Here is a 23,048-nt window from a genome sequence, read left to right on the forward strand (position 1 = left end):
AAACCACTTTTGTAACCTACGGGGAAAATTCTATTTGGATTTTCCCCTTTTTTGATTTGAATTCCCAATATTAAAAGCAAATTTTGTGCTTGGTTTTCATTTCCAACCATACCGATAGCATGAATAAATACATTGATCTCATCAAGCAGACATTTGATTTTCCCACCAAAGAGTTTCATGTAGAAAATAATGAACTTTATTTCAATGGGGTAAATTTGATGGAAATCATCAAGACCTACGGAACCCCTCTAAAGCTTACCTATCTTCCCAAAATTTCTGAAAACATTCAGAATGCAAAGACTTATTTTGGCAATGCCATAGAAAAGCACGATTATAAAGGTACATATACTTACTGTTATTGCACCAAATCTTCTCATTTCAGTTTTGTGTTGGATGAGGCCCTCAAAAACGATATCCATATAGAAACTTCGTCTACTTTTGATATCACGCTGGTCAAGAGCCTTTACAAACAGGGAAAAATTTCCAAAGAGACCTATATTGTCTGCAATGGCTTCAAAAGAGAATTGTATAAACAGTATATTGCTGAGCTTCTCAATGATGGTTTTGTGAACTGTATCCCAGTGCTGGATAACTTGAGTGAAATTGATTATTACCTGGAGCATGTCAAAGTGCCATTCAAAGTCGGTATCCGAATCGCTTCTGATGAAGAGCCAAAATTTGGATTTTACACTTCCAGATTAGGCGTGAGGTACAATGATATCATCAAGCTCTATGAAGAGAAGATCAAGGACCATCCCAATGTTACCCTCAAAATGCTGCACTTTTTCATTAATTCCGGTATCAGGGATACTGCCTATTATTGGTCTGAATTGACAAGATTTATCCAAAAATATGTGGATCTTAAAAAGATCGCACCAAGTTTGGATACGATGGATATCGGAGGAGGCTGGCCCATCAAATACAATGTGTTTTTTGATTATGATTACCAGTATATGGCCGAGCAGATAGTTAAGAACATCAAATGGATGTGTGCTAAAAACCATACCGAAGAACCCCATATTTTCACGGAATTTGGAAGCTATACTGTGGGGGAGAGTGGCGCTGTACTTTACTCAATTTTGGATGAAAAACTCCAAAATGACAAAGAGCTTTGGTATATGATAGATGGTTCATTTATTACCCAGTTACCTGACAGCTGGGGCTTGAATCAAAAGTACATCATGTTGGCCATCAACAACTGGGACAATGAATACCATAATATCAACTTAGGCGGTTTGACCTGTGATAGTATGGATTATTACAATTCAGAGGCCCATCAGTTCAATATTTACTTGCCAAAAATCGAAAGTGGCCAAAAACAATATATTGGATTTTTCCATACGGGAGCTTATCAGGAATCTTTGGGAGGATATGGGGGGATTCAACATTGCCTCATCCCTGCACCTAAGCATGTGATCATTGACAGGAACAAAGATGGCAGCATCAAACACTGGCTTTTTGCCCCTGAGCAGACCAGTGACAGTATGATGAAAATACTTGGTTATCAATAAATAATTAAAGCATGGTTTGAAAAAACCATGCTTTTTTTTTGAACTATTTATGCATAAATTGAGGTCAACAATGTGAAAAAATCACAAAGCCCAAAATCCATGAAAACCTTGTTTTTGCTGCTCAATCTGTTTTTTCTTCTCCATTCCAATGGGAAGGAAATTCAACTGGTTTACAAATCAGAAATACCGGAAGACAGGTCTGGCATGATTTTTTTAAAAAAAACATCCAAGGATTACCTTGATAGGGCTGAGCTGATCCTCAAAAAAGCAGAGAAAGACATCATAAAACTTGCCAAGGAAAAAGATGCCCATCTTGTTGAGATTTATGTCTTGGAGAAAGCAAATGGGGAGATTCCAACGGAATCCCAGATTGGCCGTCTTGGATTTGTCTCCCTTCTTGTTTCTTTGAAATAATTAAATTTATTCATGTTTTTGTTATAATGATGCTGTAGGAATTATCTTTTTTTTGAACTCAAAGCATCATTTTGTTTTTGTTTTCTGGGATTTTCTTCAAAAAAAATGGTTATTTGCACAGTCTGTTCTCGGTTGTCCGATAATCATTGTGCTAAAAACTGTGTATAACAAAAGTGCGTCAAATAGTGTTTAAATATCTTAAAGTTGAATTTTTTTTGTTTAAAAACCAGAGAAATATGGATCTCAAATTTCATTTGGCCAGGTTCTCACTAATTCTACTTGTAGCAATGATCTCCCTCTCGGTTCATGGTCAGCAAGTTTATGAGGGAGAATATACTTTTAATGGTTTGAAAGGAGAGTCTGTATTTCAATTCGTCAAAGGAGAGGGAGATGCTGTCATCAGACAGGGAGAATTTAAATTTAACAGAAGGGAAAAAGATAGAGAAGACCGGACAAGGATTTACAAAACTTTGGTTGATGGATTTTATGAACAGGACAAAAAAACAGGGCTTTGGAATTATCTGGATGAAAAGCATTATATCGAACTGAACGATGTGAACAACTTTCGCTTGGATTATAACATTAGTAGTGAACAAATCAAGCTGAGAGCAGCTTATAAGAATGGAGTTCCTGATGGAAGATGGACATTTGAGGAAAATGAATACCGTAGTGGCAGATTAAGTCCAAAATCCCAAGCAGATAATTTTTTATTCAGAGAGGGTGACATAGTAGGCAAATTTCAATATAAATCCTTCGTCAACAACCGCACCCATTTTATCAGAGGGGAATTGAATAGGAATGGTTTCATGAACGGGGAATGGACTTTTGTTTACAGGGAAGGAGATCAGTTGGTTTCAGAAATCAGGAATTACGAAAACGGTTTTTTGTTGGGCATAGTCAAGAGGAACCTAGAGTCAGATGAAATTTTGGAAGAGGTGGTTTATTATCAGACTATCAAAAAACTCAATCAAGTGAATAACAGAGAAAATAAAGGTTTTAGGATAGCTGAAGATAGGTTTGGCTTGGTGTTTTCCGATGGTTTTCTTACAGATTCAGAGCAATTTAAGGTACAGCTTTCTGGCAACAAGTTCATTACAGAATTTTTAACCAATATTCTGAGGTATGATGCCCAATATGTCAATCAGGAGGGGGAGTTAATTGACTATCCTATCCATACCAAAAAATTTGTTTTTGAGCTTAGCAGGCAGGAACAACGGATTGTGGAAGATTTGCCGGCTGAATTTGACAGGCTTCAAAATACGGTAAAGAATTATGCTGAAAGAAATTCCCTTAGGCTCAACAGGCAAAAGTCCGACACGCTCGCTTTTGCCTTTTCATTTTTTCAGTTCCAATCAGAAAAAGTATCCAAGTTTTCAGAGCTTATAGATCTTTTTAGAACCAAAGATATACAGTATTATGATCTGGGACATTTGGTTGAGGAAGGAATGTCATTCTTGCTTGAAAAAGATGTAATCAGGTACGAAATAGGCGACAGCATTAGGATCAGGGAAATAGATTTTAGAATGGGGGATTTTCAAGGTAATTTTTATACTGCCCTCTCAGATTATATCAAACAAATGAGCGACAGGACTTTAGAAGTAAAGGCTCTTGTTGATGGTGAATTATCCAAGATTGAAAGGGATGAGGACCTTAGGATCATTCAAAACCAAATACAGGAAAGAAAAGATAAAATTGAGGCTATTTATTTAAGGGAAGAAGGATTGGATGAAAGGGAACGGGAATTAATCGCTTCCATAAGAAGCAATATTCTGAATACTGAATTTGGAAGATTAAATGAGCGTTTTGCCAAAGAGGAAGACTTCAATATTAAAAAAGATCAGGCTAAGATCATGTTGGATTTGTTAGAAGAAATGGAGGATAGGTATCCTGCATTCCTTGATCTTTTCAAAAAAGCGGACCGAATGGATCAGTTGTACATGGAAGAGATCTTCAATCCTTTTACTTATACGAGATACGATCAAAGAGCCAAGGCACGCCTTTATGAAAGTGCCGAAAAATTAATGGAATACTATTTAGATGGTTTGGCCAAAGAGCAAAATTACATTGAGCTCAAAACTTGGCTGAACAAAATAGATAAGCTACTTGAAAGAATGGGAGCATTAAGAGAGGCGGACACCAGAAGACTTGAAAGAAAAATCCATAGAAGGTTATCGGTGGGAAAAATTGAGTCTTTATTGGAACTTTAACCTTAGGATTAAATGATGGGAATATTTAAAAAAGCCGGGGTTTTGGGTGGATTTTTATTGATCATTTCCTTTTTAAATCCTGTTATAGCACAAGAAGTAGTTGTTCCGCAGGAAAGGATAAATCTTCCTGCCACAACTGAAAACTGGAACGGCTTGTATTTGAAGCTTAGACTCACTGAAAAATGGTGGTGGTATCAGGAAAATCATTACAGGAGGAGAAACAGTATTGAAAACAGGTCGGATTTTGTTGGCAGAATGAGCCAGTTATATAATCGATTTGGATTTACTTACTTATTTACGGATAATTTTGAAGTAACTTTCGGCCCGACTTTAGTCTGGCAATTTTCTCCTGATAGGGGAAATCCTGATTTTGTGGATTCTGTTCTGGATACCCGATTTTGGCACCAATGGTTGTTTACCCAAAGTGTAGGTCCGGTAAAAGTGCTCCATCAGTTCCGTTTTGAGCATAGGTACAGAAGGGAAAACGACGTTGGGGCAGAGTACCAGTATACCGATAGGTGGCGCTACAAAATCACTGCATACGTTCCTATTAATAAGCCCAAAATGGAGAATAAAACCTTTTTTGTGGCCCCTTCCAATGAGTTTTTCTTCCAATCAGGGAAACACATCTGGAATATTTTTGAAGAAAATAGGGTTTATACTGCTATTGGCTATACCTACAACAATTACATGTTTTTTGGAGGACATATGTGGACTTACGGACCTACCAATACTCCTGGGACATATAGAAACCGTCATATTATCAGGTTGAATGTGATGTATACGATTGATTTTAGAGACCGTAGAAGGCCGCTGACCAGAGATTTTGCATTCTAAGAAATATGTTAAAAAGTCAAAATGAAAAAACTATTAGTCATCCTGTTTTTTGTAATCTTATCAAATTCAGCTTCAGCACAGTATAAAGGTCAATGGAGAGCTATCCATGGCTATGAGATGACTTCAGTCAAAGCTTTTTTTGGGATGAATTTTAGAGGGGAGTTTTTCCCTTTGAATTATTTTTCAATAGCTTCCGGATTTACCATTTATACTCCTGCAACGGGTAATGCCCGTGGCTTTGATGTGAATGCCAGATATTACCTCACCGAAAAAACCAAACAATGGTACGGAACTTTGGGGTACGGTCACTATACGAGGGTTTTTGAGTTTAATCCAGAAGGGATAAGAAGACATAATTCCATAAATATCGGGGCAGGGGGGATGCTCAAATTCAGAGATGAATTGGGTATCAATCCTGAAATCATTTATCAACCTATGGGAAGAAATGAAATTATTTTCAAACTTGGAGTGGTTTATTTTATAAATTGAACTACCCTGGAAATTATTTACCGGTTACAGATTCTGCATGATCAATTTTTTCCCCATTCATACTTAAATAACCCCCCATACAATCAGCCGTCATACAGCTGTGAACTGGAAGAATCCCAAGAAGATCACCGATTTTAACCTTCGTAAGCAGTTCATCTGATGCATTGATAATACCATGTTCCTGTGAAATGCTTTTCAAAAAGGAACGTTGGATGGGGATTTCCCATCCATTTTCATTCAGGTAGACCACTTCCCCAAAATTTTTACTGCCATCAGGCTCCTGGTGCACATCCTTCGAAAGATGGACCCCACCACCATGTACTAAAATTTCTTTTCTGTCTTTTTTGATGTCCACGACTGGGACTGCCAACGCTACGGCCACATCCTCCATACTACAGCTCCCCAAATTGACCTGCATCATGTCATAAAAGACAAAATTTCCAGGCCCCATTTCATCCACATCACCGAAATCATCAATTACCGAACACCCGGGGGTGTCACCAACTCTAGTCACCAAATTAGGGTATTCTGTACGGTATTTATTCTTAAGCATACGCAAAGCAGCAATGCTCTCCTCGTAAATTTTTTTCTTATTTTCTATGTAATACGTATGCCCTGGATGGAGGTAAAAACCCTTGAAAGATAAGTTTTTACTTTTTTTAGCTTTTCTCAGGATGGCTTCAATCAGTCCAAAATCTGTGACCTCAACGCCAGTCCTGCCATATCCAGCATCAATTTCAATAAAAAAACCAACCGGATGTTCCAGTTCATTGGTTAATTTTTCTGTTACAGCCTCATTGATCAACTGAACCGATATGGATTGGTTTTTTGCCAATTCATTTAATTTTTTCGTTTCCAAGGGATTAAAAGGAAATGCGATATGGATATTTTCCCAACCCTGCCCACAGAAGTACTCTGCCATTTTGATGGACGAAACGGTGATCTCTTTGATGCCATATTCCTTTGCCCATTCCCCGACAATGTGGGATTGAGCAGTTTTGAAATGGGGGACCAAGTTCATACCATGCCTTTTGGCTTTATCCGCCATTTTCTGAAGGTTGCTTCGGCAGATTTTTTCGTCTAATAAGAGGGTAGGGGAAGTGATTTGATCAAGATAGGACATGTGACGGATTGTTTACTGATGGGGAAATTAGGAAGAAAGATAGAATTCACCAAGATGCATGTGATTGAAAGGCTTAGAGGGAGGGGAGTTTGTACCAAGTACCAAGGTTTATTCATCACCTCATTCAACCAATCAAAAAGTTTGGGGGATTTCAAAAATGGAAAGAAAAGATATTTCTGTGTTTTTTATCTATATTTCAATTTCAATCCAAAAACCTGAAATAAACCTATGAAAACTATTGTAAGACACCTTCCATTCAGTTTGATGGCTGGGCTGATCGTTATCATTTTTTGGTCTTGTAAAAAATCCCCTTCGGAACCTGTTGATTTAAGAATAAAGCAAATGGACCATGAGGAAGTCAGGAAGATGGCTGAAGAAATCGAGTCTGCATCCAATCCTACTTTAAAAGAAGGTCTAAGCATGTCCATATGGGCGGTAGATTCTTTGATCGTGGACCCGATTTCTATTGATATAGACGAATTTGGAACACTTTATTACACCAGTTCCGGAAGGTTGGGAAAAGTGGAGTTTGATATCCGTGGGCATCAGGATTGGGAAATAGAATCCATTTCTCTTCAGACCATTGAAGAAAAGAGGGCTTTTTTAAGAAAAGAACTCTCGCCGGAAAGAAGCGAGATCAACAAGTGGCTCAAGGATTACAACAATGACGGCTCCCATGACTGGAGGGACATGCTGGAAATCAAAGAAAGTGTATATAGGGTCAAAGACACCAATGGAGATGGTCTGGCAGACTGGTCACAGAAGATGGTGGAGGATTTTCATGAGGAGGTTACGGATATTGCTGCAGCCGTTTTAAAATTTGAAGATGACTTATATGTTGGTGTAGGTCCGGATTTTTGGAAATTGAAAGATAAAAACGGGGATGGTATCATGGATGAGAAGGTGTCTCTTTCTCATGGATATGGTATCCATATCGGTTTTGGGGCACATGGCATGTCTGGGGCTACGGTTGGGCCAGATGGTAGGATATATTGGGCCATTGGGGACATAGGTTTCAATGGGATAGATAAAACAGGTAAACAGTGGAGATATCCCAACAGGGGGGTAGTGGTAAGGGCCAATCCAGACGGTTCGGATTTTGAGGTTTTTGCCATGGGGGTAAGGAATACCCATGAATTTGTCTTTGATGATTATAATAACCTGATATCAGTGGATAATGATGGGGACCATAGGGGAGAAAGTGAGCGATTGGTTTATTTGGTAAATGGTTCCGATACAGGCTGGAGGATCAACTGGCAATTTGGAAAGTACAGAGACCCGGATAACAATACCTATAAAGTTTGGATGGATGAAAAACTCTACATCCCACGCCATGAAGGACAGGCAGCCTACATTACGCCTTGTATCATTAATTATGTCAATGGTCCTACGGGCATGCTCTATAATCCAGGAACAGCCCTGGCACCAAGATGGAAAAACACCTTTTTTGTTGTAGAGTTTGTAGGAAACCCTGCCAGATCCGGAATACATGCTTTCAAACTGAAACCTAGTGGGGCGACCTTTGAATTACAAGAAACAGAAATGATCCAAAGCGGGATGTTGCCTACAGGGATTGCTTTTGGGCCTGACGGAGCACTGTATGCTGCTGATTGGATTAATGGATGGGGTAATAAGAACTATGGCAGGATCTGGAAGATTGAAGACGAAGAAGGAAAGAATTGGGAGGCAAGGAAAGAGACTCAGCGCCTGATTACATTAGACTTTAGTAAAATGACTGATGCTGAATTAGAAGGCCATTTGTTTTATGAGGATCAGCGCATCAGGAGAAAGGCCCAGTTTGAACTTGCCAAAAGAGGGGACAAAGGTGCAGTGGTTTTTGAGCGGGTAATAAACCAAAAAGATAACCAACTTGCCAGGATCAATGCGATCGTAGGTTTGAGTCAGGTTGCCCGTACCAAGGATATGAAGCATGCCAAGAGCCTTATACCTTTACTCAAAGATTCAGATCCGGAAATCAGGGCCCAAGCTGCCAAATGGTTAGGGGACATCCGGTACAAAGAAGCAGGAGAGTTTTTGTTGGCCTTATTAGTTGATGAATATCCAAGAGCCAGATTCTTTGGTGCAGAGGCTATTGGAAGGGTAGGGTATAAACCCGGATTTCCTGCTTTGGTAGCCCTTCTGGAAAGAAACGACAATGAAGATGCTTATATCAGACATGCTGCCTCTTATGCCATGGCCAGTTTGGATGAAGCCGAACAGCTGATGGCATTGTCAAACCACTACAGCAAAGCGGTTAGACTTGGTGCAGTGTTGGCATTGAGAAGGATGGAACATCCTGGTATCAAAGAATTTTTAGGAGACAATGATGAGTATATCCTGACAGAAGTAGCAAGGGCCATTAACGATGATTTTTCAATTGAAGAAGCCTTACCAGAGCTTGGCAACTTATTGGTCAAAACCAATTTCAGCAATGAGCCTTTGATCAGAAGAGCCATCAATGCCAATCTGAGGGTCGGTACGGAGCAGGCCATGCAAAATCTGATTGTCTACATGCTAAAACCTGATGCGCCATTGGTATTGAGACAAGAGGCTATAGATGCATTGGGCACCTGGACCAAACCTTCTGTTTTGGACAGGGTGGATGGAAGGTATAGAGGAGAAGTTAAAAGAGATGGAACCCTGGTGCGGACAGCTGCAAAAGATGCTTTGATGCAATTACTCGCAGAAAATCAGGAAGGATTAAGGTTGAGTGCTGTTAATGCCATTGGAAGGTTGGCAATTATGCCTGCCGAGTCTAAGCTTTTGGCACTGGTAGCCCAAGACAGGTCAGCTTCTGTTAAAACTGCCGCTTTGCAGGCTTTGGCCAAAATGCAGTCTGAAAAGACGCCTGAGGCGATCGAAAAATCAATCGCAGATGCAGATAAGTCAGTCAGGGTTTCAGGTCTCAAACTTCTGGATCAATTGGATATTGATAAAAACTTGAAAGTCAGTCTTTTGATGGATGTTATTGATAAAAGAACTACAGAGGAAAAACAGGCAGCCATCTTGGCATTGGGTAAGATTCCGGTTGAGTTTTCAGGAACTGCTTTTGACCGGCTTTTGGATCAAATGGGATCGGGTAAATTGAACCAGGATGTTTTACTGGAACTTACGGAAGCAGTGGAAAATAACGCTGCTCCATCTATTACCCAAAAGTATAAAGAGGCATCAGAAAAATTATGGAAAGGCGATGCGTTGGCATCTTATCAAAGTAGCTTAAATGGTGGGGATGTAATCCTTGGTCGTAGGATTTTCTTCCAGTCCCAGACTGGCCAATGTATGAGGTGCCATGCCTATGATGACATGGGTGGAAATGTAGGACCTCCTATGAATGGTATAGCCAAAAAATTAAGCAGGCAGCAACTCTTGGAATCCTTGATTGATCCCAGCAAGCGGATCGCTCCTGGTTATGGCATGGTGACATTAGACCTGAAAGGGGATAAAAGGGCTATTGGTATCCTTGCGGAAGAAAATACCCAGACCCTATTGGTTTCAAGGGGGAATCAACCCGATACCTTGGTCAGAAAATCTGATGTGATTGAAATGAAAAATGCCCCATCCAGCATGCCTGACATGAAGGGAGTGCTTAGCAGAAGGGAAATAAGGGATCTGGTGGCCTATTTAGCTACGCTCAAAGAAGACTTTTAATGAAGCATATTGGTATCATATTGGCAGTAGGTATCCTGGTAGTCATGGTACTTACTGCTTTTTTAATGCTTTTGGGAAGATACATGCTTCAGGATTCCAGCATCCCGGTAAAATCAAGTTTGATTAATTCCCAATACCCAAAAACCATTATGACTTTTTTTGCGCATCCAGATGATGAGATTGCGGTAGGTGGAACCCTTCTTCAGGCAAGTCATGCAGGTCATAAGATTGTGTTGGTTTGTCTTACCAAAGGAGAAGCAGGGCCTACAGGTGGATTGGTTGACCGAAAGGATTTGGCCCAAACCCGGTCAGAAGAATTAAAGCAGGTTGCCGGCATACTGGGTGCAGAGGCAGTAGAGATTTTCGATTATCCAGATAGCGGCTTAGATCAGGTCGATTTTAAAGAAATCAAAGATCTGGCCCTTTCTATGGTCAAAAAATATCAACCTGATGTGCTGATCACTTATGACAGCAAAATCGGTCTATATGGACATAAAGATCATCGAACCGTATCCAAGGCAATGGAAGATGTTTACCTTAAGCATAAAGGAAGTGCTGATTTTTCAGCGCAACAATATTTTCAGGTCACCTTGAGTAAAAAACAAATTGAAATGGCCTTGAAGTTGTCTTCAGGTTTTAAAAGGAATTATCCAAAAGAAGGACCTGGACTTCCTGTTCCCGATTTTTCGGTAAGGACTACCTCTTATTTCCCGGATTTATTGAATATGATTGCCGCCCATGCTACCCAACATGAAGTTTTGGGAGATTTTTTCCCCTATTACGACAAAATCCCCGCATGGATCTACGCGAGGATTTTTGATAGGGAATATTTTTATGAGTTTGGAGTAAGTGATTGAAAAAATTACCACAAATAAAGCCTGTAAAATACCTGAAGCTGTACAGCAATATCAGATTTAATCCTTTTCTGTTGTTTGCTATTCCCTTCCATGTTGGCAAATGGGCTGATTAACATGGCTCCTTCCAGACCGATTTCGCCATTCAATTCGGGAACTTCTATAAAAGCGCCAACTCTAACCGGAAAATAAATTCCGGTATTGCTTGCATTGGAAATCTCAGTTGTAAAAGTATCTCCAGCATATATTCTTGTCTCGTCTTTGCGGATGGAATGGAATACTCCCAATCCAGCACCCCCATAGACTTTGACCAATGAAGGAAGAAAACCTCTTCTGTCCGGATTGATAATATAAGTAGGCATTACATCGGCAAAGATCATGCTTCCGTTAAAAGCAAAGGGGTATCCTGCTTCAGAAATATTTCTTTTAAGGTTTTCACTGTAGAAATCACCGCTTCCGATTCTCTGCCAACCCAATGTACCCCTGACATCCCAATGGGTGTCAATGTATTTTGTAAAATCCAAACTAGCAGTGGGAAGAATTTTGAACTTAAAATCGCTCATTACTCCTGTATTGTCTCCATACAAAAAAGAAGGACCTATACCTATCCCTAATTTATCAGCTCTGGCCATTGATCTTTGCGCAAAAGAAGAATAACTACAACAAAAAAAGACTGTTAATACTAAGACAAAGGTTTTTTTCATGCTACTACTGATTTTTCAATCCGAAAGTTGACTGTAAACTATGTTTATGAGAGCGAAAACTGGACTTTTTTAAAACTTGTTCAATGCTGTCCTAAATAATTTACAAGACAGATGTTTAGCTGTGTTTCTGCAATTTCTATTGTGATTTTATCTGTAATCCGGAAATAGAACCCCCTGTTGGCTTTTTTGAGGAGGTTTTTCATGGTCTTCAAAGGGTTTGTCCAGCCACTTTTGCAGCTCTATTTTAACGAATATGTTCAGTCTGATAAATGCAACCAGATTGGACAGATGCCATCCGAATTTAGCGGTTGCCTTCATCACTTTTAGGAGCAGAATGGTGATCAGCGCGGTCCATATCTGGATCATCACGGCATTTTTCGATGTTCCGATAAAGGTTTTGATATGGAGTAACTGCTTGATGTCCCTGAAGAAGATCTCAATCTCCCATCGGCACCGGTAAAGATCACCGATTGTCTTTGCTGACCATTTGAAGTTATTGGTAATCAGTTCGACGGTCTGTCGGTTTTTTTCGTCCCATACAGCCACTCTTCTGAGTTTTCCGGGGTACTTCACTTTTGACTGCGGGTTTACCAGTTCAATTTCTTCGTCTATCAGTACTTCCTGTGCAGTATTTTCAGGGAGTCGACGTTCATTGATTGTGCTGAACTTAAGGTTATCCTTGTGCCTTATGACGAAAAAGACCCCCTTGCTGTCCCAAATGTTGAGCATCGGAAAGTCATTGTAATAGCGGTCCGCCACTATAACGGATCCTTTCTCCAAAGGAATATCATAAGCGCCTTTATTGTCTGCCATACTTCCTTCTGTAATATTCACATAAACAGGGAGTTTCCCGTCATAGTCCAGAAGCGTATGCATCTTTACAGCACCCTTTTTGGTCCTGAAGGTTGCCCAGTCAAACATCGAAAGGCAAAGACTTACCACCGTGGAGTCGAGCAGATAGACGGGAGCCTTGATCCGTAGTTTTACCCTGCTCAGGGACGCCTGCTGTCCTAAATGCTTCAGAAGCTCGTAATACAGCTCCTTGAACAGGTCAGAGTCCCTGCGCTTGTTCTGATAACTGATACTGGACTTGGATGGTGCCTTGGCAATCCCCAGATGGTTGAGGTTCCCCGTGGCCGAACGCAGGCCGTTTGAAATATCCCTTACAGAAGTACTTTTGGCAAAATGGCAAAAAAGCATGGAAACCAAATGCGTCCAGCTGTCAAAGCCTTTGCAGCCCTTGTCCGTTTGCTTCTCTTCAACCAGTTTCTTGAAAATTGAACGCTCGATTTTTTTAATAATCTGAGAAAACAATGTAATATTACTCATGGGAGGTTTATGTTTTTTGGTGCAAACCCAAAATAGCTATTTTGGGCAAAAAACCAGACCTCTCATATTTTATTTAGGACGGTATTGAAACTTGTTTGAATAATGGTCACAATTGCTCTAATTTTTATCATTTTTTCAGCAATTTTTTTCTTGATTGCCAAAAATTCAACTGTAATATTACCATAAAATGGCTTTAGTACCAACAAAAAAATTGACAAGTGGATAAAGGATTTAAAAACTCCATTTTAATGCCATGGCAACCAGACTGCCTGCCTCTGCAAAAATTGAATCTTTTCCGCCTGCAAAAAACTGGCCAATGACCAATAAATCCAGGTTTTCGACCAGATTTCCGGTGATACTGGGACTGAAGAATACTGATTTTTCACTTGGATAATAAAAACCAGCAAGACCAATATCTAGGATGGGTGAGAGCGGATACCTGGCTTGTGCAAATATGGAATGATCCGTAAAGGATAAATTATCTGCTTTTAAGGGTCGGTTAAGTAACAAGATATTTTGTTCTCTTCCTTCTCTAGGTTGATTATACAGATATTCTACCACCAAAAATATACTATTAGAAAACATATGATCAACAGAAGTAGCCACCACCACGTTGGTAGGAGCAATACCTGGTAGGGGGTTGAGATCTCTGAAATAACTGAATTCCCCTTTAAATCCTGTATTCTTGATACTTCCTGCCCATCCAAATCCCCCTGTCCATCGGTCTTCAAAGTAACCTGTAAGGAGCTGTATATCATATCCTCTATGGTTTAAACTGTAGTAAACAGCCGCCACGCTTTCTTTTACAGATTCCCTTGGGGCAATGACCATTTCGAATCGGCTCAGGTCGCCTGTATAATAAGAAAACCTCAGCGCATCGGTTCCTGGTCTTTCTTCATAGTCGAAGTCAAAAAATGAATAGGTATTGAAAAGATCATTTGGGTTGGAGACCAGGTTGATCCCCCAATTGACCCTTTGTCTCCCTATTCTTAATTGCCATTTTTCACCTTTATACTCCGTGTAAAATCTATCAATGGTGCTGTGCACAGCAAAGTTATTTCCGCTCCAGATGATCCAGCTTAGGTCAAAGTACCCAAAATCTGTATCGAGGAAGTCTTTGAAAAATGGAAATTCCCTGACTGTTCCCCCTACAAAATGCCGGGTTCTTAAACTGCCATAAGTGGTCCATTTCTCATTAAAATTAACCCTTAGGTTGAGACGGTTGTGTATCAGGTTATCAAATAATCCCTTTTCCAATGCCTTACTGTTCCGGAAGGAGGGTAGGATTTTGAAATAACCGTTCAGTCTGAATTCGGGAAATGGATTCTTTTCAGGGATACTGTCTTGGAAATCTACAGGATCTTTTATTGCTGAAAGTTTAGTCTCAGTCTTTTGTTCGTTATTTTTGAAAAGCTTCTCTGAATGGGCTTTTTGGGCACATAATGCGCTTAAAAAGAAAAGGGAAAACCAACTTATGGCTAAGAAAAAATTATTTTCTAAGGTCTTCATGTAAAGCGCCATCTACCAAGGTTACCACTCTTCTTGCCCTTTCTATCACCCTTTGGTCATGGGTGCTGAAGATAAAGGTCATATTTTCCTCTTGGTTCAGCCTCGCCATGATATCCAATAAATTCATGGCAGCTTTCGTGTCAAGATTGGCTGTCGGTTCATCTGCCAGTACAAATTTTGGCCTAGAAGCCAAAGCCCTTGCTACTGCTACCCTTTGTTGTTGGCCACCGGAAAGCTCAGAGGGCTTGCTGTGCATTTTACCAGACAATCCTACTTCTTCCAAGACTTTTTCTGCCCTTTCTTTGATTTCTTTGGCAGCCCTGTTTTGCAATTCCATGATCAAGCTTACATTCTCAATGGCTGATAGTACTGGAATCAGGTTATAGGATTGAAAGACAAAGCCTATATTCTTTAATCTGAATTCTATGAGTTCTCCCTTTCGCAATTTTGAAATGTCTGTCCCATCAATAAATACCTGGCCTCTAGTAGGCGTATCCAGCCCACCTATCATATTCAATAAAGTGGTTTTTCCAGAACCGGAGGGGCCGACTATTGTCGTAAACTCACCTTTCTCAAAATCGAGGGACAAATCCCTAAGTGCATAGACAGGTATTATATCCTCATTATAGATTTTAAAAAGATTTTTAGTTTGAATGATAGGCATAATCAGATATTTTATTTCCTAATAGCTTCTGAAGGGTTCAATTGAATGGCCCTGACTGCAGGGATAACTGCTGCTATAATAGCCGTCAAGAATACCAGACCAATTGTAATGTAAATGTCTTTGGACTCTAGTATGGGATAAATGATGGCATCATAACCGAATTCTGCCAAAGCACTGGCAAACCGGGATAGGTCAAGTCCATCTTTGACAAATAGATTATGGATGGATATGCCTAAGATGACCCCGAAAATTCCCCCAATAATTGAGATATATACTGTTTCCAGAACAATCATGGATGCTACTTTGAACTTGGTCACACCTATGGCCATCAGCATACCCAGTTCCTGTAATCTTTCAAATACAGCCATCAGCATGGTATTGAGAATACCAAAGGAAAGGCCCAAAAGAATAATAATCATGAATATGTACATGATAAAGCTTCCCTGTTCTACTAAAATCTTCAGTTCTGGAGCCAGTCCTGCCCAACTTCTGATTTCAAGTTCAGGAAGCATTTCCCGTAATCTTCCCGCAAGATCCTCTGCTTTTTTGTAATCCTTGATCAGGATAGCCACTTGATGAAAGGCGTTTGGATTTCCCAGCAATTCCTGAAGGTCTTTTTGGAGCACATGCACATTGGCATCATCAAAATTTGCATCAGATGTTCTGAAAATCCCACTGATTCTAAAGGCGGCAGAAGTGATGTCTCCTTCAAGGTTTTGGAAAGTCAGAACAATCCGGCCACCTGATCTCACCTTCAGTTTTTTTGCAGTTCTTTCTGAAATGACCAATGGATAGCGCATTTCCTCATCAAGGTATTTTCCCTCAATGATATTTTGAGGAAAACGGCTGATTTTTGCCTCTTCATTTTTGTTAATACCCAAAATTTTAACCCCAGAGGAATTATATCCTGAAGCAATCATGCCATAGGAGATAGTTCTGAATGCTTTTTCTTCAATAAGGGATATGGTATCCAAGACAATTCTTATCTTCTCAGGTTCAGGTAGTATCAAGTTGTTTTCCTGTTCCCTTAAATAATCCTTCTGATGGATTTGAATATGGGACAGATGGTTTTCTACAAGGCCATCAAATCGCTGCATCACCATCCCGGCCACAAGACCGAACATGATGAGACCTGCGGCTATGCCCAGGATAATTGCCATCATCAGGGCAAGGCTTCTGGTCTTGTTCCTCCATATATTTTTCCAGGAAAGTAAAAAAATTGTTTTCATCTCCGTAAATTTTCAAGTAAGGGAAAAGTCAGACTGCGCCATACAGGATAAGTTGTGATGATCAGGGTCAAAACCAGCATGGATATTCCTTGAAACAAAAAAACTGAAGGAGACAAAGAAAAAGGGAGATAAGGCTCGAGGCCATATTCCTTCATCAAATCAGATAATCCTTCACCAAGAGGAATGGGGTTGAGGTGGAAATAATAAATAACCGGTAATCCCAAAGCCAGTCCGCAAAATACACCGATGAGACTGATCAGGATGGTCTCTACAAAACACTGCATTGCAAGAATGCTCCGCTTCATTCCTATGCTGACCAGAATGGCAAATTCCTTTTGCCTTTCCAAGGTCATAGTTAAAACAGTCCCAAAAATACCAAAAGCAATGACCACATAGAGAATGAACTGCATGATCCAGCCTGAGACGGTATCGAAAGCAAGAGCTTTCACAAGATCGGGTTGGAGTTCTTTCCAATGATGGACGGTCAGGCCGGTTCCTTCTAAGTAAGGTTCAAAATTTCTTTGAATATTTCGGGCATGTTTATCTGATTCCGCCATGATGAGCCAATGACTGACCTTGTCTTCCAAAGCAAAAAGCCATGATGCCTCTTGGATATCCATGTAAATCATTTGGTTATCCACAAATTCCATGGGATGGACAATGATCCCCGAAATGGCATATTTTCCGGCTGCCTGCATTCCCTGAAAACCTTGACCTATTATCACCAAAGTATCATTAAGGTCTAAAGAAAGTCTTCTGGCTAAGCCACTGCCAATAACGGCTTCAAGACTACCTGAATGGAAAACCCTTCCTTTTTCAATAAACCTCAAAAAACCGTTCATCCTATTTTCCAGATATGGAATAATTCCTGTGACCAAAGCTCCGCGAGTTTGCTGTTCCCCTGCGGCCAGGACAAATGATTCAATTCTCGGAACGGCATATGCTTGGTCATTCAATAGCGCATTGAGTTTTTCCTGGAGACTATCTTCCAGGTAAAAACCATAGTCCAGAGAAGGGGTTTCATAATAGGCAGTATCCTGTATTTGTAAGTATCCTGTTCCAAAGCGCAGGGTATTGTTGATCATTTGTTCATGGCCACCCGTATTCATTGATTCCATTACCAAGGCCAATACCACCGCAAATGTTACAGAGGCAGCTGTGATGAAGGTCCGCCGCTTGTTTCTCCATAGATTTCTCCAGGCTAGTCTTAAAATCAGGGATAGGTTTGTCATCGGAGATCTTTCATACGTTGGACTGAGAAAAAACCATCCTCGATGGGTCGGTCAAATTCCAATTGAATATACCGCAGAACAGTTTTGTGTCCTGGTTTGTCTGCTGGAATCATTTCCAAAACGGTCGGTATTTCCCGATCATGCATTTTTTTGATTTGATGGCCGTATACCGTGCTTACTAATCCCCCATATTCATCAAAATTTTCTGCTTTCATTTGAAGGTAGGAATCTTTGGTAATCCATATCAGGATTCTTCCAAATACCACAGCAGCATTTGGCTTGGGAATCATTTCTATTTTATGGCATACATATCCCTCAATAGTCTCTGTTCCAATAATTTTGTGGTTGTAATCATTGATGATAGAGCTTTCCCTGACCAGGTCATCATTGGTAAAATCAGACCCCATCCAGGATTGTGCCATCATCGAAGGGGGAAGTTTGATTGTCCTTTCTATATTGGGTACCCAATTCCAGATTTCCTTTTGTCTTTTTAAAAATGAAGTGCCCTTATCCCGGGCAGGTGCGGTGATTAAGATCATTGAGTAGTCCTGTCCTTTTGACCAACTTTTGATGCCAATCGTCCTTGAAAAGCGGGGCCTGACAATATCCATCTCCATTTCCACGATCATGGTTTCTCCACGCATCTTTTTATCCATTTTTTCAACAATTTCTCTGGCATCTTGCCCATGGGATGAGAAAAATAATAAGCTGAAAAAAAAAACAAGTCCACAGGTTTTTAGGAAATACTTCATGTCAGTTGTGGGTTACAATGGAATGAATCATTCAAAATATGAAATAAAAGCCAGTTTTTGAAGGATTTGATGAGATAATCATTTATTAGACCACCAATCTGCTTCAATTGGAAATCAGTTTTTTGGTAACATAGAATTTATCTTCAAATACAAATGTGATCAGAAGGACAGGTGTTTGAACCTGGGGTCCTAAATCAATCCGTTTTTCGTTTTTTCCTATTTGTGTACTGAAGAAAGAACCTTTATCTATCAGTTGTCCGGCAGGTGTACTGATAAAATAGTCTATTTTTATCTGTTTATCTGTGTGGAATTGGACAAATACCCTGTCCCTAAAAGGATTTGGGAAAACGGATATCACATAAGGATTACTTCCATCTACAGCCGGAATACTGGCAATAGGGCTTTTGATCAGTTTCACCTCATATATTTTTGCCGCTGCCGAGGTTGTATTGGTTTGGTTATCCGTAAATGGATTTCTTGTCGGGCTGGCTATTCCTCCCAAAATATGACCGATTAGAAACTCTTCAGGTTCTATTTCATTCAGTTTTATAACCTGGTTGCTGTACCTGGGTAAGTCATTGTTGATAATGAATTCAGCACTGGCAGTTTCGAGAAAAGGCATCTCTACCGGCATCAAAAATTCAAGAAGGCTTCCGTCCGGGTATCTGCTAACCCTGCTGATATTTTTGGTAAAAGGTATCCTGTTGTCCTGAACCAATTCCCCTAATTGGTAGTAATATTGGCTCATTCCCCCAAAGAACAGCGCGTGCATTTGATTTCTTTCACTGTCATGAAGCCCCACTTTGGGGGCATGATAATTGCTCAAATATTGATTGAATTCCGTTTTGGGCAAATATCGGTCGGCTGTAATATCTATAGGGTAAAGGAAAGGAAGGTCTGCATTGATCTGAAAAACTCCCGAAGACACCATATAACCTTCCGATCCATCAGGAAAGATCTGAGGAACCAAATTGTAGTCTCTTCTTCTAAGATGTACAGGATCGGTGATTTCTTCATAATCTATGATTCCAATAGGCCCGATGGATGGAGCCAGTTTGAATTTTTTGATCTGATTGGTGTAGGTTTGGGTAAAAGAAGGTCCTCCCATTGGGTTATACCTCCCATCGAACCTATGCCCACCTATCAAGAAGTAAGTGTCTCCTATTTTTCCAAGTTGTCCACCAGTCACAGCGAACCTTTCATCCGGGATTTGAAAAAAGAAGGGATTGATGTCTCGCTGATTGATCACGGCATCAATCAAATCGGGGACTTCTACATAGGTCACAAAAGGGTAAGTGATATGGTTGTTTTTTGAAGCTGAATATCCGTAGCCTCCAATTATCAATAATTTTGATCCATCCTGATAAAAATTCATATTGGTGGATTGTAATTGTTCCCGGAGATTAACGGGTAAAGGATCAAGAGGTGCCATCCAATATCTTTTCGCTTTTACATCGATTACAAAAATCTCAGTATTGTTAAAATTGGCAGGAAACGAGGCATTGGGTTGTCTGGCATGGAGGCCATCTTTTCTCCCTCCAATTACCAACCATTTTCCCTCATGCTGTGCAAATGCATAGGAATGTAAACCAGGAAGGTTGGGGATTTCCACAGGGTTAACTTTCAGGATGTATGGGAAATAATCTTCCTGTGCCGAAAGGAATAGAGGAAGCATTAGGCCAAAAAACAAAAATATCCTTCTCATAGGCAGGTTTATTTTCACGAAGTCAATTTCCGAATTTCAGCCCATGAAAAAAATGACTTTTATCATCTTGTTTTTTGATTTGTATCTGTCAGTTTTTATCCTGTATTCTTCAATCCATTCGCCAATGCAGTAGTGATTTCCATGATTTTTTTGATAAGCGCCTCAGAATTTTCGGAATTGAGGTCTCTTTCTTTTCTCCATTTTTCAAGGTTTTGAATTTGAAGCTGGTGAAGGGAGCCTAGTGCCCTTTTTCTCCGCTTCATATTGTCCAATTGGCTCAATCTTCTTTTTTCTCTTGGTTGATCAAACATTTTAGCGAGTTCATCCAAACTTCTTTCGTACTCCTGAAGGATCATCCCAAGAATAGGCCTTTTTATTTTTTCATCGGTTACCATATTACTGTAAGCTTTCATTCATTCAGGATCCGCTGTCACCAGGTTGGTTTCTACCTGAATGAGGATATACCTTAATAAAGGCCAATTATCGGACTGTGATTTTAGTATGGCATAGTCACCCGGATTTTCATTTCTTATTTTTTCAAGGGCATAGCCTATTCCGAACCAACCTGTTATATTGAATCTTGATTGGTTCCAACTAAATACCCAAGGAATTGCCCTTAAATCTGCTAAGGTCCTTGTGCCGGTTCTCCTGCTTGGTCTTGACCCTATTTTGCTTAATTCCAAAACATCAATTGGAGTGGCCTGTCCAAAAAATTGGATAAAGGAGGGATGGGTTAATAAAGTCCTGTAGTGCTCCATGGCATATTTAGAAAGTTGCTCCACAATGGCATCTGGAAAGCTTTCCGTTTTATCCGGATAAAAATAGGATGAGGATTGGAGGGTGATACCAGATAACAACATCTCCAGGTTGTACACCCCATTGAGTAAATTGGCAAATTGTTGGGCGATAGTCTCGCCTTGTACTGTAAGCTTCATTTCCCCGCTAAGGCTTCCTTGGGGCATGCTTTCCAGGAAACGGTGGTATTTTCCGCCTCCCCGGCTAATCGTGCCTCCAATGCCATGGAAAAAGCAAAAATGAACCCCATGTTTTTGTGCTATGGATGTTAGCTTTTTTCCGGTTTGATAAATGTTCCACCGGCTTGTCAGGACACCGCCGTCTTTGTTGCTATCAGAATATCCCAACATGATTTCAAATCTTTCGTTATCAAGACTTTTTACAAATTGTAGGGTTAAATATTCATCCATGATGCCTGCTGATTCATTCAAGTCCTTAATGGTTTCAAAAAGAGGTACAACCTTGAATTGGTCATATGGCAACCCCACTTCTCTAAAAAACAAATAAACTATCAGGAGATCACTCACCTGCCGGTTCATACTTATAATAAAAGATCCAATTCCCTCCTTTCCAAATTTATCAAAATGACTTTTTACTACTCTATAACAATCCAAAACGCGGTCAGCTTCCGGTCCAAAGGATTTTCCCCAAATACCAAAAGGTCGGTTTTGTTTCAGCTCATCCAAGATGAATTTCATCCTCGTCTTTTCATCCCAGGTTCGGAAAGGAGAAGTTTCAGGGAAAACATGCATAAGTATTTGCTCTATGGCTTTGTCATGGAATTCCGAGTTTTGCCTGATATCCAATTTGGCCAGGTGAAAACCAAAGCAAGATACCTGCCGCTCTATGGGGAAAATTTGATTTTCAATGATATTATCGGCGCCGATTTCTTTCAAGCTCATTCTAAGCTTTTTCAGGTCTTCTGCCAATTCGGATGCATTCTTATAGACAGGGTATAGAAAATCCGGGTTTTCCTTGGATGTATTGTCGACTTGAAGCAGGACCAAGTTCAGGTATTGTCTCCAGGGTTCATAGGTATTGCGTGCTACCGCCTCTTTACCCAAAACGCCAAATTCTTCTTCTTTTTTTCTTATTATCTCTAAGAATGAAGCAGGAACAGGGTTTCGTTTTTCAGAAAATGACATGGATGCCGCTAAGGCGCTAAGCTGTTCGCTTATTAAAGCAAAAGCTGCTTTTCTATGTGCGAGTAAGGTTTCCTCTGTGATTTGCGCCGTAACATAAGGATGACCATCTCTGTCACTGCCGACCCAGCTCCCAAATTGGAGCTGGGGATATTTTTCGGGTTCATTTAACAGCCTGGTATCAAAGCCCATAGCTTTCCAGCTTTGTCTTAAATGTTGGTCACTTTTGGTAAGGGCTTTCGGAAAGACTTTCGTGAAATAGTGCATTACATTGGTTCTCTCAGAAGATACGGTTGGTTTTTCAAGATACACCTCGCCCGTTCTCCACCATCGCTCCAAGAGACCTTTGATTTCATCTTTGAGTGAATCCCTTTCGAGTTTGGAGTAAGTATTATTTTGAAGTTTTACCAATTTGAGATAAAGATCCCGATGAAGTTCTAAGACCGAAATTCTCTTGGCTTCAGTAGGATGCGCCGTCAAAACAGGTCTTAATTTTACTTTGGAAATCAGGGCTGCAATTTCTTTTTCACTGTGCCCATTTGCTTTAAGCCTGGTGAATGTTTCCGCCCAGGAACCCCGGATAACCTGCGGTCCTGATTGGTCAATCAGTAGTCTCCGCTGCTGAACGGCTGCATTTTCTTCCACCAGGTTCATCAACTGTAAAAAAATACTCAAAATTTGAATGTGCTTTTCTTCTGTATCTGTATCCTGTAGATCATTTTGCTGTTTTATGAAATCCAGGTTCAAAATATCCAAAGGAACTTGTTCGCCTATTTCTTCCAAGACCTCCTTGAGACAGCTGGTCAGAAAAGCAGTATCTTTGTGGATTTTTTCAAAAATATTCACCTTCAATCCAATTTTAGGTTATTGAATTAATTTTATACAGTTAAAAGTAAAAAAATCA

Annotated in this window: 16 protein-coding genes and 1 pseudogene; 7 read left to right on the plus strand and 10 right to left on the minus strand. The window is 40.2% G+C overall.

The window, feature by feature from the left end; genetic code table 11:
- Positions 1–119: 119 nt before the first annotated feature.
- The 5 genes from BC751_RS13805 (at position 120) to BC751_RS13825 (ending at position 5,458) form a co-directional block, all read left to right on the plus strand.
- A complete protein-coding gene (locus tag BC751_RS13805; protein WP_130276054.1) occupies positions 120–1,511 on the plus strand; it encodes an arginine decarboxylase in 1,392 nt (463 codons plus the stop codon).
- Between the two features lie 99 nt (positions 1,512–1,610).
- Positions 1,611–1,925, plus strand: a complete 315-nt coding sequence (locus BC751_RS13810) for a hypothetical protein (RefSeq protein ID WP_130276056.1) — start codon at positions 1,611–1,613, stop codon at positions 1,923–1,925.
- Between the two features lie 236 nt (positions 1,926–2,161).
- Entirely contained in the window at positions 2,162–4,132 is a 1,971-nt protein-coding gene (locus BC751_RS13815) for a hypothetical protein (protein WP_242617476.1), read from the plus strand.
- Positions 4,133–4,144: 12 nt separating this feature from the next.
- Positions 4,145–4,969, plus strand: a complete 825-nt coding sequence (locus BC751_RS13820) for a DUF2490 domain-containing protein (RefSeq protein ID WP_130276057.1) — start codon at positions 4,145–4,147, stop codon at positions 4,967–4,969.
- Positions 4,970–4,990: 21 nt separating this feature from the next.
- Positions 4,991–5,458 (plus strand): hypothetical protein, encoded by a 468-nt coding sequence (locus BC751_RS13825; RefSeq protein WP_130276059.1) that lies wholly within the window; start codon positions 4,991–4,993, stop codon positions 5,456–5,458.
- 13 nt (positions 5,459–5,471) lie between these two features.
- Here BC751_RS13825 and BC751_RS13830 read toward each other — a convergent pair whose 3' ends face one another.
- The gene (locus tag BC751_RS13830) at positions 5,472–6,581 is read right to left on the minus strand and encodes an alanine racemase (protein WP_130276061.1); all 1,110 of its coding nucleotides are present in this window, start codon (positions 6,579–6,581) and stop codon (positions 5,472–5,474) included.
- 228 nt (positions 6,582–6,809) lie between these two features.
- Between BC751_RS13830 and BC751_RS13835 the strand changes: the two genes are divergently transcribed.
- Positions 6,810–10,229 (plus strand): DUF7133 domain-containing protein, encoded by a 3,420-nt coding sequence (locus BC751_RS13835; RefSeq protein WP_130276063.1) that lies wholly within the window; start codon positions 6,810–6,812, stop codon positions 10,227–10,229.
- Positions 10,229–11,086 (plus strand): PIG-L deacetylase family protein, encoded by an 858-nt coding sequence (locus BC751_RS13840; protein ID WP_130276065.1) that lies wholly within the window; start codon positions 10,229–10,231, stop codon positions 11,084–11,086. Before BC751_RS13835 ends, BC751_RS13840 begins: the two co-directional genes overlap by 1 nt.
- Positions 11,087–11,091: 5 nt before the next feature.
- Here BC751_RS13840 and BC751_RS13845 read toward each other — a convergent pair whose 3' ends face one another.
- The 9 genes and pseudogenes from BC751_RS13845 to BC751_RS13885 form a co-directional block, all read right to left on the minus strand.
- The gene (locus BC751_RS13845) at positions 11,092–11,715 is read right to left on the minus strand and encodes a hypothetical protein (RefSeq protein WP_242617477.1); all 624 of its coding nucleotides are present in this window, start codon (positions 11,713–11,715) and stop codon (positions 11,092–11,094) included.
- A gap of 219 nt (positions 11,716–11,934) precedes the next feature.
- On the minus strand, positions 11,935–13,116 hold the full coding sequence (locus tag BC751_RS13850; RefSeq protein WP_130275223.1) for an IS4 family transposase: 1,182 nt from the start codon (positions 13,114–13,116) through the stop codon (positions 11,935–11,937).
- Positions 13,117–13,347: 231 nt separating this feature from the next.
- Positions 13,348–14,625 (minus strand): hypothetical protein, encoded by a 1,278-nt coding sequence (locus tag BC751_RS13855; RefSeq protein WP_207226886.1) that lies wholly within the window; start codon positions 14,623–14,625, stop codon positions 13,348–13,350.
- Positions 14,606–15,289 (minus strand): ABC transporter ATP-binding protein, encoded by a 684-nt coding sequence (locus BC751_RS13860; RefSeq protein ID WP_130276069.1) that lies wholly within the window; start codon positions 15,287–15,289, stop codon positions 14,606–14,608. Before BC751_RS13860 ends, BC751_RS13855 begins: the two co-directional genes overlap by 20 nt.
- Before the next feature lie 11 nt (positions 15,290–15,300).
- Positions 15,301–16,518, minus strand: coding sequence for an ABC transporter permease (locus BC751_RS13865; protein WP_130276071.1), 1,218 nt, complete (start codon positions 16,516–16,518; stop codon positions 15,301–15,303).
- Entirely contained in the window at positions 16,515–17,750 is a 1,236-nt protein-coding gene (locus BC751_RS13870; protein ID WP_130276072.1) for an ABC transporter permease, read from the minus strand. Before BC751_RS13870 ends, BC751_RS13865 begins: the two co-directional genes overlap by 4 nt.
- On the minus strand, positions 17,747–18,502 hold the full coding sequence (locus tag BC751_RS13875; RefSeq protein ID WP_130276073.1) for an outer membrane lipoprotein-sorting protein: 756 nt from the start codon (positions 18,500–18,502) through the stop codon (positions 17,747–17,749). The genes BC751_RS13870 and BC751_RS13875 overlap by 4 nt, the downstream gene beginning before the upstream one ends.
- 103 nt (positions 18,503–18,605) lie before the next feature.
- Positions 18,606–20,207 carry a hypothetical protein gene (locus BC751_RS13880; RefSeq protein WP_130276075.1) on the minus strand — a complete coding sequence of 534 codons (1,602 nt, stop codon included), beginning with the start codon at positions 20,205–20,207 and terminating at the stop codon, positions 18,606–18,608.
- A gap of 95 nt (positions 20,208–20,302) precedes the next feature.
- Positions 20,303–22,990, minus strand: a pseudogene (locus BC751_RS13885) (phosphoenolpyruvate carboxylase).
- Positions 22,991–23,048: the final 58 nt, after the last annotated feature.

Source organism: Cecembia calidifontis (assembly GCF_004216715.1).
Classification (GTDB): Bacteria; Bacteroidota; Bacteroidia; order Cytophagales; family Cyclobacteriaceae; genus Cecembia_A; species Cecembia_A calidifontis.